The 15,055-nt window shown below is 35.6% G+C and carries 11 protein-coding genes; 7 read left to right on the forward strand and 4 right to left on the reverse strand.

Translation table 11 applies throughout. The annotated features are described in order from the left end of the window. Positions 1-47 precede the first annotated feature (47 nt). The 3 genes from gyrB to lysS form a co-directional block, all read right to left on the reverse strand. The gene (gene gyrB, locus BMX49_RS10175) at positions 48-1,982 is read right to left on the reverse strand and encodes a DNA topoisomerase (ATP-hydrolyzing) subunit B (protein WP_034720439.1); all 1,935 of its coding nucleotides are present in this window, start codon (positions 1,980-1,982) and stop codon (positions 48-50) included. 316 nt (positions 1,983-2,298) lie between these two features. Then, the gene (locus BMX49_RS10180) at positions 2,299-3,699 is read right to left on the reverse strand and encodes a T9SS type A sorting domain-containing protein (RefSeq protein WP_034720441.1); all 1,401 of its coding nucleotides are present in this window, start codon (positions 3,697-3,699) and stop codon (positions 2,299-2,301) included. Between the two features lie 147 nt (positions 3,700-3,846). Next, positions 3,847-5,544: a lysine--tRNA ligase gene (lysS, locus tag BMX49_RS10185; RefSeq protein ID WP_034720443.1), complete on the reverse strand. Its 1,698-nt coding sequence runs from the start codon at positions 5,542-5,544 to the stop codon at positions 3,847-3,849. Between the two features lie 216 nt (positions 5,545-5,760). Between lysS and BMX49_RS10190 the strand changes: the two genes are divergently transcribed. From BMX49_RS10190 to BMX49_RS10215, 6 genes are all read left to right on the forward strand, one after another. Continuing rightward, positions 5,761-6,144: a hypothetical protein gene (locus tag BMX49_RS10190; RefSeq protein ID WP_051803825.1), complete on the forward strand. Its 384-nt coding sequence runs from the start codon at positions 5,761-5,763 to the stop codon at positions 6,142-6,144. 91 nt (positions 6,145-6,235) lie between these two features. Next, entirely contained in the window at positions 6,236-6,745 is a 510-nt protein-coding gene (locus BMX49_RS10195; RefSeq protein ID WP_051803826.1) for a DUF2231 domain-containing protein, read from the forward strand. A gap of 51 nt (positions 6,746-6,796) precedes the next feature. Further along, positions 6,797-9,967: an efflux RND transporter permease subunit gene (locus tag BMX49_RS10200; protein WP_074726728.1), complete on the forward strand. Its 3,171-nt coding sequence runs from the start codon at positions 6,797-6,799 to the stop codon at positions 9,965-9,967. A gap of 132 nt (positions 9,968-10,099) precedes the next feature. Then, positions 10,100-11,323: a TolC family protein gene (locus BMX49_RS10205; protein ID WP_034720445.1), complete on the forward strand. Its 1,224-nt coding sequence runs from the start codon at positions 10,100-10,102 to the stop codon at positions 11,321-11,323. A 15-nt stretch (positions 11,324-11,338) separates the two neighbouring features. Next, on the forward strand, positions 11,339-11,911 hold the full coding sequence (locus BMX49_RS10210) for a cytochrome b/b6 domain-containing protein (RefSeq protein ID WP_034720447.1): 573 nt from the start codon (positions 11,339-11,341) through the stop codon (positions 11,909-11,911). Positions 11,912-11,924: 13 nt separating this feature from the next. Next, positions 11,925-13,049 (forward strand): efflux RND transporter periplasmic adaptor subunit, encoded by a 1,125-nt coding sequence (locus BMX49_RS10215; RefSeq protein WP_034720449.1) that lies wholly within the window; start codon positions 11,925-11,927, stop codon positions 13,047-13,049. 44 nt (positions 13,050-13,093) lie between these two features. Here the strand turns inward: BMX49_RS10215 and BMX49_RS10220 are convergent, their stop codons facing one another. Continuing rightward, complete coding sequence (locus BMX49_RS10220) at positions 13,094-13,285, reverse strand: hypothetical protein (protein ID WP_034720451.1); 192 nt, start codon at positions 13,283-13,285, stop codon at positions 13,094-13,096. A 342-nt stretch (positions 13,286-13,627) separates the two neighbouring features. Here BMX49_RS10220 and BMX49_RS10225 point away from each other — a divergent pair, with 342 nt between their 5' ends. Beyond that, a complete protein-coding gene (locus tag BMX49_RS10225; RefSeq protein WP_034720454.1) occupies positions 13,628-15,046 on the forward strand; it encodes an anthranilate synthase component I family protein in 1,419 nt (472 codons plus the stop codon). Positions 15,047-15,055 lie beyond the last annotated feature (9 nt).

Raw genomic sequence — 15,055 nt, forward strand, 5'->3', positions numbered from 1 at the left:
AGCTGCTCAATTAATTGAACAGCTTTTGGTATTTATTTTAATTAAAATTAAACATCAATTTTTGCGTAGATTGCATTTTTCTCGATGAATGCTCGTCTTGGTGGAACTTCGTCTCCCATTAACATAGAAAATACGTTGTCAGCTTCTGCTAAACTTTCGATTCTAATTTGTTTCAAAGTACGGCGTTCAGGATTCAAAGTCGTGTCCCAAAGTTGCTCTGGATTCATTTCCCCCAGACCTTTATAACGTTGAACTTCTACGCCTTTTCCGTCCGGAGCCATTTCCAAAGTAATTTCTTCACGCTCCTTTTCATTGTAGGCATAAATCTTTTTACTTCCTTTTTTCAGTAAATATAAAGGTGGCTGAGCGATATAAATATATCCGTTCTCAATCAATTCCTTCATATATCTAAAGAAGAATGTCATAATTAATGTGGCAATGTGAGCACCGTCAATATCGGCATCACACATGATTACAATTTTATGATATCTTAATTTGGCGATATTCAAAGCTTTGCTGTCTTCCTCAGTTCCTACCGAAACTCCTAAAGCTGTATAAATATTTTTAATCTCCTCGTTATCGTAAACTTTATGAAGCATTGATTTTTCAACATTCAAAATCTTACCTCGTAAAGGCAAGATTGCTTGGAAATGTCGGTCTCTTCCTTGCTTGGCCGTTCCACCTGCTGAATCTCCCTCGACTAAGAATAGTTCAGAAATCGCTGGATCTTTAGATGAACAATCGGAAAGTTTTCCGGGAAGTCCACTTCCTCCCATTGGCGATTTACGTTGAACAAGCTCTCTTGCTTTTTTCGCTGCTTGTCTGGCTTTTGCTGCAAGAACTACTTTTTGTACAATAATTTTTGCTTCGTTAGGATGCTCTTCTAAGAAGTTGGTTAGCATTTCTCCTACGATCTTATCAACTGCACCAGAAACTTCGGAGTTCCCTAATTTCGTTTTGGTTTGTCCCTCAAACTGAGGTTCCATTACTTTTACAGAAATCACGGCAGTTAATCCTTCACGGAAATCATCACCCGTAACTTCGACTTTTTCTTTTGCAGGAAGTCCAAGCTCATCTGCAAATTTCTTCAAAGTTCTTGTTAAAGCTCTTCTAAAACCTGCCAGGTGAGTTCCGCCTTCATGTGTATTAATATTGTTGACGTAAGAGTGCAAATTCTCATTGTAAGAAGTATTGTATCTCATCGCAACTTCCACTGGAATATTATCTTTTTCACCTTCCATGAAAATGACGTTATTCATAATGCTTTCACGGTTGCCGTCGATATATTCTACAAACTCTTTTAACCCGCCTTCGGAATGAAAAAGTTCGTGCATAAAGGAACCATCTTCCTCAACAACTCTTTCGTCTGTTAAGGTAATTGTAATCCCCTTATTCAAATAAGATAATTCGCGAAGTCTGCTTGCTAAAGTATCGTTACTATAAACTAACTCCTGAAATATCGTACCATCGGGCTGAAAGAAAACTTCTGTTCCTCTTTCATCCGTTGTTCCAATTTCTTCAACACTCGCAAGTGCCTCTCCTTTGCTAAATTTTTGCTGGTATATTTTACCGTCTCTATTAACAGTGGCAATTAACGAAACAGAAAGTGCATTCACTACCGAAACACCCACACCGTGCAATCCACCAGAAACTTTATAAGAATCTTTATCGAATTTTCCACCAGCACCAATCTTCGTCATGACGACTTCTAAGGCAGATTTTTGCTCTTTTTCGTGCATATCTACTGGAATACCACGACCATTATCTTTTACGGTAATTGCTTCCCCTTTGTGGATGATCACTGAAATAGTATCGCAATGTCCTGCCAAAGCTTCATCAATAGAGTTATCTACTACCTCGTACACCAAATGATGGAGACCTCTAAGACCAACATCCCCGATGTACATCGAAGGTCGCAACCTTACGTGTTCCATTCCCTCTAACGCCTGGATGCTACTTGCTGTATATTCTTTTTGACTCATAATCTTGTTATTCATCAAAGCCAGTTGGCTTTGAATTTATCAATTTGTTTTAATTAAATTTTTGCTGGAAAGGGAGTGTTGAGTCTCCCATTCAAAAGACCCACAAATATACTGAATTTGGCCCGACTACGAAAGTTAATAAAGTCATAAAATTAGGGTATTATTACACAAAAAAATCCTCAAAAATTTGAGGATTTCTATTTTTATGGAGGAGGGATTTAGACTGTTTTTGTTAAAATAATATTTCTAGTTTTAGTTTTCGATTTTGTACAAATTAGCTTCATTATAATTTCTACTCAAGTAGTTAATTTGAAATTTATTTTTTAATAAGTTTCTGACTGTATTTATTTCTATTCGTAATTATTTCAACGATGTAATTTCCAGGTGATAAAAATTCCAAATTATTTTTTAGTTCTGTAGATGTGAAGATCAACCGACCATCTATCGAATATATATTTATTTTCTTTAATTTTTCAGTAGGACTCACTTTTACATTTACAAAATCTGCCACTGGATTAGGATAAATTTCTACCTTATTTATCACATTAGATTCCGATGTATTTAGTGCATCACTTCTCAGGTATTTAGAAACGTTAAGGAGACTTCGAGGTGCTGCAAAACTTTGTAGGTAAAGTAATAAAAATGTGTTGTCGTCAATAATTTTGAAATTGCGATATGGGACCTGATTAGATTGTTCCGGTGTCATAAAATAATTCTTGTTATCATTAAAAGTATTATTGGGTAGACCATCAACATTGTATTGAAGTAAAATCATTCCCGCAAATTGACCATATGTATAACTAATTGTTCCAAACAAGAGGATTTTATTATTTGAATCAAAATCTATTTTACTTAATCCAAAAATGTTGCTACCAGGAAATAGCGAAGAATAATTAAGACTTAAAGTTCCGTTAGTTGCAAAGCTAAGATCTTTACCATTTGCTGTATACTTAGTAATATTGTGAATACCTTCAGATCTGTTTAAAATAAAAAATTCGTTAAGTTTATTGGTAAAAATATCTACAAAACCAACTGGTATTTCTATTATAAGTTCTCCAGAATTTCCAAAACTGATATCCAAATTCCCTTGTGGAGTATATCGTGTAATAATATCCTTATTGAGATTATTATATCTTAATAACAAAGAATTGTCATTCGATTGTAATAATGTCACATTGTAATTGAAAATTTTAGTTCCAAATTCGGAATCTATTAATCCCGTCGGCAAAATTTTTATTATACGATTTCCAGTTGTTAGTACATAAATGGAATTATCACTATTAACAATCAATTTCTGAGCAACAATTCCCGAATTAAGCGTAAATAATTCCGCGCTTCGTCCACTACCATTTATACCAAAACTAGTATCTATAGTACCAAATAAAGTGTATTTCACTATTGTATTTGAGGTTTGACTGCCGTATTGTAAGGTATAAATTCCTGAGGAAGTTATCTCGATATTTGAATGTGTATATAGCGGTAGAAGACTGAGGTAACCATCTACTCCAAAATTTGGATCAAAATTTCCAGTTGGTGTAAATCGCATCACTCTATTTTCAAATTGTTCAGGAAAATTATAGACTTCGCCACCATTACCAAAATGCGGTATATCCGTAGCAGTTGAAGAAATATTATAGGTTGGATCAATATTGATCTTTTGACTTTTTAAAAAAGGTATAAAAGAAACTAAAATTAATAAAAAATATAATTTTTTCATGAGGCATTATTTTAACAATAAATTTACTAAAGTTTTATGAATTAGCTACCTAAAATTTAATATTTTAGTTAATTATTTTCTACAAGTGTAATTTAAATTAATATAATTTCGAAAATAACGGTTTCTATATATCATTTCTAAAATTTGTTAGACCAATTTTATCCAAACCACATCATCAATCTTCTCTACTTTAACCAAATTATATTTTGTCAAATTTTTAGCCGCTTTGTCCCATTTCTTGCCAGAAAGTTCACTTTTCACTTTAACTAAACCTAAAGTCATTGGTTCATCTGAAGCATTCAAAATTTCCAAAACCAATTTCTCATCTTCATCTAATTCGAACGTTGGTGTTGCTTTTTCAGGTTTCATTTGTGGGAAGAACAAAACTTCCTGAATGGATGGATTGTTGGTTAAATACATAATTAAACGGTCCATACCGATTCCTAAACCTGATGTTGGTGGCATTCCGTATTCCAAAGCACGCAAGAAATCCTGATCGATAAACATGGCTTCGTCGTCGCCTTTTTTACCTAATTCCATCTGCGCTTCGAAACGTTCTCTTTGATCGATTGGATCATTCAATTCTGAATAAGCATTTGCGATTTCTTTTCCACAAACCATTAATTCAAAACGTTCCGTTAATCCTTCTTTACTTCTATGTTTCTTTGTCAAAGGCGACATTTCAATAGGGTAGTCCGTAATAAAAGTTGGTTGAATGTAATTCCCTTCACATTTCTCGCCAAAAATTTCATCAATCAATTTTCCTTTCCCCATCGTTTCGTCTACTTCAACCCCGATTGATCTTGCAAAATCAAAAAGTTCTTGTTCAGACTTTCCGGTAATATCAAATCCAGTAAAATGTTGAATCGATTCGGTCATCGAAATTCGTGGATAAGGTGCTTTCCAGTTAATCGTATGTTCGTTAAACGTTGAATCTGTAGATCCATTCACTTGAATCGCTGAAAATTCCAACAATTTCTCGGTGAAATCCATCATCCAATTGTAATCTTTATAAGCAACGTAAATTTCCATGGCCGTAAACTCTGGGTTATGCGTTCTGTCCATTCCTTCATTTCTAAAGTTTTTTGAGAACTCATAAACACCGTCAAATCCTCCTACGATCAATCTTTTCAGATATAATTCATTGGCAACTCTTAAGTATAAAGGAATATCTAAAGCATTATGATGGGTGATAAAAGGTTTCGCCGCAGCACCACCTGGAATAGCCTGTAAAATCGGAGTTTCAACTTCAAAGTATCCTGCCTCATTAAAATAAGTTCGCATCGCATTGAACAATTTTGTTCTTTTAATGAAAACTTCTTTTACTTGCGGATTCACAATCATGTCAACATATCGTTGTCTATATCTAAGTTCAGGATCATTAAAGCCGTCAAAAACATTTCCTTCTGCATCCACTTTCGGTAAAGGTAATGGACGCAAAGATTTACTCAAAAGATTAAAGTTGGTCACCTTAACAGTCATTTCTCCAACTTGCGTGTTGAATAACTCACCTTCAATTCCGATGATATCACCAATATCCAGAAGATGTTTGTAAACATCGTTGTAAAGCGATTTATCTTCGCCAGTGCAGATTTCGTCACGGTTAAAATAAACCTGGATCTTACCTTCTGAATCCTGAAGTTCAGCAAAACTTGCTTTCCCCTGAATTCTACGGCTCATCAATCGCCCTGCAATCGTAACTTTTTTACCTTCAACAAAATCTTGCTTGATGGTTTTAGAAGTATCTGTAATTTTATATTCTTCGGCTGGAAAAGCATTAATACCCATTTTTTCTAGGGATTGTAACTTTTCTCTTCTGATGATTTCCTGTTCTGATAACTGCATTTTTCTTGCTATTTTAAGAGTGCGAATTTAGTAAATTTTTAGTGAAGAAAAGAACCTTGGAAATCATGTGGAAATATGATGAGCTCCATTTTTATATTTTTAAATGAGATCGTATTTTTAAGTGCTTTTGTAGCTGAAAAACATGATTTCTATTTGTATTGATTCCAAATCTTTTAATAAATCGATTTTATGGACAATTTTCAGTAAATTTGAACTGTGAAAAAATGGTTTATCTATTTATTTATTTTAACTTATCTCTGCACTTTTACAGAGGTTAGACAGCTATCTAAATTACCAAACCTTATTGAACATTACATTTCTCATAAAGCTCTTGATGGAGAAATGTCGGTTTTTGCTTTTTTTAAAATGCATTATATCGACGAGCAAATCAAGGACAGCGACTATCTTAAGGATATGAAACTTCCTTTTAAAACTCATGATTTTTCAGGAATTTCAATTACTTTAAATATTCCGCCTGAAAAAGCGACAATCAGTTTGCACCGCAATCTGGTGTTTGTTGATGATTCCAAAAATTTTTCTTATTCTGAAAAATACTATCCTTGCGTATTTCAACAGATTTGGGAACCTCCTAAAATCTAATTCTTACTTATAGTAAAGTATTATCGTGTCGTATCTGAAGATTCTGACTCATTTTACGTAACCTAAACTTTAATTTTAAATTCAAAAAAAAATGGATGAATTACATTTGCATTTGGTCGTGAACCATCTGCCAATCATATTTCCTATCGTAGGACTCATGATACTCCTTATCGGAATTTTCACAAAATCCGAAGTTACCAAACGAAACGCCTACATCATTTTTATAGTAGGAGCCATTACTTCTATTGCAGCGATGGTTACTGGTGAAAACGCAGAAAACTCTGCCACAAAAATTGCTGGTCTATCCGAAAGCCTTATTGAAAAACATGCGGATATTTCTGAAATTTTTGCAATCCTAACGTACTTTTTAGGAGGAATTTCATTGGCTGCTCTTATTCTTAGTTTTAAAAATTCAGTGATCTCTAAATATGCTCCCTTTGTGGTGGGAATACTTGCGATAGTTTGTCTCTTCTTTGGTCAGAAAGTGGGAACAACAGGCGGGGAAATTAAACACACTGAAATCAGAACTGGTCAAGATTTCGACTATCGAAATTTTGAGGGGAATGGTACTACTTCCAAAAGTGATGAAGAGAATAATTAACCACAGCGCTGTTAGGGCTTTAAGCGCTAACAGCGCTCATAATTCAAGAAAATGCTTAATAAAATTATAGAATTTTCTATAAAGAATAAACTGATCATTATTTTAATGACGCTTGGTTTAATTATTTATGGATTGTTCGAACTCAGAAATCTTCCCATCGATGCAGTTCCTGATATCACTGATAATCAGGTTCAAATCATTACGGTTTCGCCAAGTTTGGGCGCGCCAGATGTGGAACGGTTTATTACTTTTCCTTTAGAACAGATCAATTATAATATCCAGGGAATCAAAGAAATGCGAAGTTTTTCGCGCTTTGGTTTATCGGTAATTACGATTGTCTTTCAGGATGATATCGATTTATTGGTGGCTCGTCAACAAGTTGCCGAACGACTTCAGCAAGTATCGAAAGATATTCCGACCAGTTTGGGTGTTCCCCAAATGGCGCCGATTTCCACGGGTTTAGGTGAAATTTATCAATATGTTGTTCGGCCTAAAAAAGGATTTGAACACCGTTACGATCCCATGGAATTGCGGACGATACAGGATTGGATCGTCCGCCGACAATTGCTTGGTACGCCAGGAGTGGCAGATGTCGCCAGTTTTGGTGGCTATTTAAAACAATATGAAGTCGCGGTAAATCCAGCCATTTTACAATCCATGGGCGTTACGATTACCGAAGTTTTTAATGCCTTGCAAAAAAACAATCAAAACACGGGTGGCGCTTATATCGAAAAAGGGCCCAGCGTTTTGTTTATCAGAACGGAAGGGTTGATGAATCAAATCTCTGACATTGAAAATACCGTTGTTAAAAATCTAGGTGATGGAACACCTGTGCTTATTAAAAATATCGGAACGGTTCAATACGGAAAAGCGATTCGTTACGGTGCGATGACGTACAATGGAGAAAGTGAAGTTGCTGGTGCCGTCGTGATGATGATGAAAGGAGCAAATTCCAATGAAGTCATTAAAGACGTGAAAACCAGAATTGACGAAATTCAGAAAACGCTTCCGGAAGGAGTGAAAATCGATGCCTTTCTCGATCGAACAAAAATGGTGAATAACGCCATCAGTACCGTAAGCAAAAACTTATTAGAAGGAGCGCTCATCGTCATATTCGTTTTAGTTTTGTTCCTTGGAAATATGCGGGCCGGTTTGATTGTAGCCTCGGTGATTCCTTTAGCAATGCTCTTTGCGATTATCATGATGAATATTTTCGGCGTGTCTGGGAATTTAATGAGTTTAGGTGCGCTGGATTTCGGACTAATTGTCGATGGTGCGGTGATTATTGTTGAAGCCATTCTGCATCGATTCAAACATTTAACCAAGTTTCAAGACAAGAAGATTTCACAGGAATTTATGGATCGCGAAGTGTATACTTCTTCCAGTTCGATGATGAATTCTGCGGTCTTCGGTCAGATCATAATTTTGATTGTTTACCTACCCATTTTAACTTTGCAAGGTATCGAAGGAAAGATGTTTAAACCAATGGCACAAACCGTAATCTTCGCTCTGATTGGTGCTTTCATTCTATCCCTGACTTACATTCCGATGATGAGTTCTTTATTTTTATCTAAAAAAATAAATCTGAAGAAAAACTTTTCAGATAAAATGATGTCCATTTTTGAATCGTTTTATCACCGAACTTTAAACTTTGTTTTAAAAATTCCAAATTTGGTATTCTTTAGCGTGGTTGGCTTGTTCTTCGTTTCGCTTTTCATCATGTCGAGATTAGGTGGCGAGTTTATTCCGTCACTGCCAGAAGGAGATTTCGCCGTAGACACCAGAGTTTTGCCGGGAAGTAATTTGAAAACTTCCACGGACGCCGTAATGCAGTCTTCGAAAATTTTAATGAAGAAGTTCCCAGAAATCGAAAAGATTGTTGGTAAAACAGGAAGTAGTGAAATCCCAACCGATCCGATGCCGATTGATGCGAGTGATATTATGATCATTTTGAAACCGAGAAAAGAATGGACCTCCGCGAAAACTTATGATGAACTTTCTGAAAAAATGTCCGCCGAATTAAAGAAAAATTTAGTGGGTGTCACCTATTCCTTCCAATATCCTGTCGCTATGCGTTTTAACGAATTAATGACGGGCGCCCGACAAGATGTTGTTTGTAAAATTTATGGTGAAGATTTGGATACTTTAAAAGTATACGCCGAAAAGTTAGGCGACATTTCCAAGAAGATCAAGGGCGCTCAAAACATTTATGTAGAACCAATTTCTGGAATGCCGCAAATCGTAATTTCTTACAAAAGAGAAGCGCTCTCCCAATTCGGCTTAAATGTAGAAGACGTCAACGATATCGTCAACACCGCCTTTGCGGGCCAATCGACAGGTTCGGTTTTCGAAGGCGAGAAGAAATTCGATTTGGTTGTTCGTTTAGACGGCGAGAAAAGAAAGAATGTCGATGATGTCAATAATCTATTAATCGCGACGCCAACTGGAACAGAAATTCCGTTGAGCACCGTTGCTTCAGTGGAACTGAAAGAAAGTGTCAATCAAATTCAACGTGAAAATGCGCAGAGGAGAATCATCGTTGGATTCAATGTCAGGAACCGAGATATTCAGTCGACTGTCGAAGATTTGCAGCAAGTTGTTGAGAAAGAATTTAAACTTCCACCGGGATATTCAATTTCGTATGGTGGAACTTTTGAAAATCTTCAACATGCGAAATCTCGTTTGATGATTGCAGTTCCGTTAAGTTTATTGCTGATTCTACTGATGCTTTATTTTGCCTTTAATTCTGTAAAATATGGATTGCTCATTTTCTCCGCAATTCCACTTTCAATGATTGGCGGAATTCTGTCACTTTGGATTCGCGGAATGAATTTTAGTATTTCCGCCGGAGTCGGTTTCATCGCACTTTTCGGAGTTGCCGTTTTAAATGGAATTGTTTTAATTGCAGAATTTAATCGACAAAAATTAAAACATTCTGATCTAAAAGACGTCGTAAAGATTGGTGGAAGAACCAGATTACGTCCAGTATTAATGACGGCTTTGGTTGCCTCACTTGGTTTTTTACCCATGGCTTTAAGTCAGGGTGAAGGCGCAGAAGTGCAACGACCTTTAGCAACAGTCGTCATCGGCGGATTGCTTTTGGCCACGTTCCTCACGCTCTATTTATTGCCCTTAATCTATATTTGGTTCGAAGAACATTTCCCAGACAGACGTAAAAATATTCAAGAAATAACAGACGAAGAAGATGGTTACAACGAGTAGTTTTTTTGGGGCAGACATTTCCGCCTTCCGCTCCCAATCTTTTTGTTCCGCTTTGCTACACAAAAAGGATTTCCGCTCAAGTCGGGCTGCAAGGCTCGCTATAATCAACAGACTTTAATTTAAATTAAAAGAATGAAACAACTAATAAAAATAATAACAGCCTTTTCAGTTTTGATCGCCATTCAACTGAAAGCGCAAACGCCGATTTCTCTGGAATCAGCGTACGAAAAAGCCTTTAAAAATAATCTCAATTTAAAAAGCGGACAACTTCGAATCGAATATCAAGACAAGATTAAAAAGTCTTACGCCGTGGTTGATCCCTTAAATGTTTCCGGAGAAATCGGCCAATTTGCTTCCGCTTACACCGATAATAAATTTTCAGTAAATCAAACTTTTAGATTGCCGGGTTTTTACAACAGTCAAAAACAGGTTTTGATGGAAGAATGGAAAAACTCAATGTTGACTTTAGATGTCCAAAGATGGCATTTGAAACGCGAGGTCGCTATGATCTACAACGAACTCAATTACCAGGATGAAAAGGAAAAACTCTTGTTAAGAGCCGATTCCATTTATACTAATTATTATAAACGCGCCGAACTTCGACTGAAAAAAGGAGAAAGTAATATTCTGGAAAAAACCACGGCAGAAAATTATAGAAGTCAAGCAGAAATTCAGTTGGCAAATCTGAAGAAAGATCGTGAAGTTTCCCTTTATCAGTTCAATTATCTGATCAATGATGAAACAATGTATTCAAACGAAAATTCAAATTTCTATGAAATAAATAGTCCGAATCAAGATTTAAAATATGCTGGAAATCACATCGTTTTAAAACAACTGGAACAGCAGAAAGCGATAGAACTGGCCAAATTAAATGCAGAGAAATCCAAACTTTTGCCGACGTTTAATATTGGTTATAACAATTCCAGCATGTACGGAACAGGCGCAGATGACCAATTTTATGAAAGGTCTGCACGTTTTCATTCCGGCATGATTGGCGTTGGAATTCCACTTTTTAATGGAGCACAGAAATCATTAATTGAAGGCCAGAAGATCAACCAGTTGATTGCTGAAAATAATTATGAATTAGGATCTAGAAGTCTTAAAAATCAATATGCATCGCTATTTGGTGAATATGAAAAACTAAAAAGTGAAACTGATTATTACAAATCAAAAGGTTTGAAAAATGCCGAAACCATTATGAAAACGGCCAACCGTTTATACTACGAAGGCGAAATTAATTACCTGGAATGGTCCATTTTAATCAATCAAAGTTTAGACATTCAAAACAAACTCATCGACACTCAAAAAATACTGAATGCAAAAATAATTGAGTTAAATAATTTAACTCAACAATAATTAAATATTTTCAAAATGAAAACATATACCGTCTTACATCGCCTTCTCCACTGGGTTTTCGCAATATTTATGTTGGTGTTATTTACCACGGGATTTCTCCGAATTGTTTGGATGAGCAAAACCGTAATTTCTGCAGCAGTTAATAAAAATGCTCAAATTCAAAGTTTAAATCTGGATAAACAAAGTCTTCGAACCATCGTTCATTCTGTTCAGGATCCGATGTTCGAGTGGCATGTTTACGCTGCTTATGTCGTAACCATAGCATTTATTATAAGAATTATTTACATGATTGTAAAAGGAATTAAATTTCCAAATCCTTTTTCAAAAATCACTTCCGGTAAAGAAAAATTTCAGGGATTTATTTATCTTGGATTCTATGCAATGATTGCTGTCCAAATAATAACCGGAAGCCTTCTGAAGTTTGAACTTGGCTCAGAATCGCTAAGTGATTTAGCAGAAACAACCCACAAACTGGCCGTCTATTGGATGCCAATTTTTGTTCTTTTACACTTGGGTGGAATTGCGATTTCAGAAAATACAAATCGAAAAGGAATCACTTCAAAAATGATTGGCGGTGATTCTGAATAACAAAATTTTTAAAATGAAAAAAACACTGATTATATTTTTTAGCCTTATGATTTTTTCTTGTTCCAAAGAAGAAGTAGTTCAGGAAGAGGTCGAAACCGTCGTGGGAGATCAGGTTTCTTTAACTGATTTACAAATCAAAAATTCGGGTATTGAAACCAACACTTTAAACAACCTTGATATCGCGCATAAAATTATGCTCACCGGACAGATCGATGTTCCGCCACAAGGAATGGCGAGTGTCTCCGCACCAAGCGGAGGTTACGTGCGAGTTTCGAGATTTATGCCTGGAAATTATGTTTCTAAAGGACAGACTTTGGCAACTTTAGAAAATCCAGAATTGGTGCAACTTCAGCAGGATTATTTGTTGGCCAAATCAAATCTGCAATTCGAACAACAGGATTATTCCCGACAAAAAGATTTGAATGAAAACAAAGCCAGTTCTGATAAGGTGACCCAAAAAGCCTTTAATGAAAGTCAAAATCAAAACATTATGATGAAAGCAATCGCCCAGAAATTGACTGCCATGGGAATAAATCCCGGTTCCTTAAACGCAAATAATATTCGCCGCACTTTTGCGGTGACTTCGCCTATTTCAGGATATATTTCTACGGTAAATGTCAATATTGGACAATTCGTTTCGCCGATGGAAAAAATGTTTGATATCATTAATACTGGTGATATTCATTTGGTTTTAAAAGTTTTTGAAAAAGATTTAAACAAGATTTCTGGTGGGCAAAAAGTGTACGCTTACACCAATCAAAATCCCAAAAAGAAATATGAAGCCCGTGTTTCCATCATCGGTAAGGACTTTTCTGCAGACCGAAGTGTTTTGGTTTATTGTCGTTTTGTTAATAAAGATTCCTCTTTAATTCCGGGAACTTTTATGAATGCAGAGATGGAAGCGGACTCTGAAGAGGGAATTGTAATTCCCGACGATGCCATCGTTACTTGGGAAGAAAAGCAGTATGTTTTTGAAGAAATCAAACCTAAAACTTTTAAAATGTTTCCGGTCGAAATTGGAAATGCTGAGAATGGTTTTACGGAACTTTTAAACTTTAAAGAAGAAAATAAAAGTAAGAAATTTGTGACCAAAGGCGCTTATCAATTATTAATGGCGCTGAAAAATGTAGAAGAATAAATATAAAAAATTAGCAGTCTCAAACGGACTGCTAATTTTTTTAACTAGGGTTTGATCAATGTTGAATCTGCTGCCATTGGCTCTATTACTGCTGCTGAATCAGGAGTCGGCAGGGCTTCTACGGTTGGAGTTTCTGGTTCGCTTAACATGGTGTTCGTCTCTGCTGCTGTTTCTTTTTTAGAACAACTTGCCATCAATAATCCGCCAACAAAGGCAATTGCTAATAATTTTTTCATAATAATTTATTTATACAAACTTCTTGTTTTTTTTTCAAACAACCACGGTTTAAAAATTTAAAAAATAATGTTTGCAGATTAGAAAAACATTTATATATTTGCCCTAATGAAACGCTGGGTCGATCTTTTCAAGAATAAAAACCATATTAGTAAGCGTTGCATTTGACCTTTAAGAAAAATAATTATTTTCAAATGAAAACAATCACAAACATTACTTGGTGGCATCATTCAAACTTCATAAGGGTCTGAAGCAAATCTTGTATTCTGTTTGTAAAAACATATAAAAAGACTTTGACGTGACTCGTTAAGGTCTTTTTTTTATTTAAATTTTTAAAAAATATCATGCAATTTAATCAAACTGTCAACATAAAAACAACCATCAAATCGGTGATGAGTGATCTTTTCACACCGGTCGGAATTTACCTTCGACTGCGGGATAAATTTCGCGACACGATCTTGTTGGAAAGTGCCGGAAATCAAAATACCGACAATAACTTTTCATTCATCGCCATCAACGCTGTTGCGGGAATCGAGATCAGAAATTACGACGAGGCAGAACTCAAATTTCCTTTAGGCAATCCGCAAAAAATTGCGTTAGAAAAAGAAAAGTTAAGTGAGTTGCTGAATGATTTTTCAAAATGTTTTGTATGTGGAGAGCCTTCCAAAGAAATTGGAAAATCTGCACAGGGATTTTTTGGTTATACCAGTTATGACGCGATACCTTTCTTTGAAAATATTCAATTTAAAGAACTTTCGGAAGAAAATAAAATCCCGTTGTTGCGGTATCGTTTGTATCAATATATAATTGCGATCAACCACTACAACGATGAAATGTTTATTATCGAAAATAAAATTGACGGTTTAAAATCAAACACGATCGAAATTGAAAATCTCATCAATCAGAAAAACGCACCAATTTTTCCTTTTAAAATTACCGATTACGAAACGTCAAATCTTGAAGATCAAGAATACCGAGAATTGGTAGAAACCGCAAGAAAGCACTGTTTCCGTGGTGACGTTTTCCAATTGGTTTTGAGTCGAAGATTTGAACAGAAATTTAATGGCGATGAATTTAATGTTTACCGTGCTTTGCGACATATCAATCCTTCTCCTTATTTATTTTATTTCGATTACGGAGATTTTAAACTAATGGGTTCCAGTCCAGAAAGCCAATTGATTATTAAAGATGGAAAAGCGATTATTCATCCAATTGCGGGAACTTTCAAACGCACAGGTGAAGTTCAAAAAGATTTAGAAGCCGCCGAAGAATTAAAGAAAGATGCGAAAGAAAATGCAGAACATACGATGCTCGTTGATTTAGCGAGAAATGATTTAAGCATTTGCGGTAAAAATACAACAGTAACCAAGTTGAAAGAAGTTCAGTTTTTTTCTCACGTCATTCATTTGGTAAGCGAAGTTACGGCCGATGTTGAAGAAAATCAAAATCCTTACGAAATGATTGCGACTACTTTTCCACAGGGAACTTTGAGCGGTGCGCCAAAATACAAAGCGATGGAATTAATCGACTCGTATGAGAAAACTTCGCGTTCGTTTTACGGCGGTTGTATCGGCTTTGTCGGTTTCGATGGAAGTTGCAATCAGGCGATTATGATCCGAACTTTTTTAAGTAAAAATAATACGCTTTATTATCAAGCCGGTGCTGGAATCGTGGCAAAATCTACAGCGGAAAATGAGTTGCAGGAAGTGAATAATAAACTGAATGCTTTGAAAATGGCTGTTAGAAAAGCCGAATCAATTTAAGAACATACA

The organism is Kaistella antarctica, assembly GCF_900109615.1.
Taxonomy (GTDB): domain Bacteria; phylum Bacteroidota; class Bacteroidia; order Flavobacteriales; family Weeksellaceae; genus Kaistella; species Kaistella antarctica.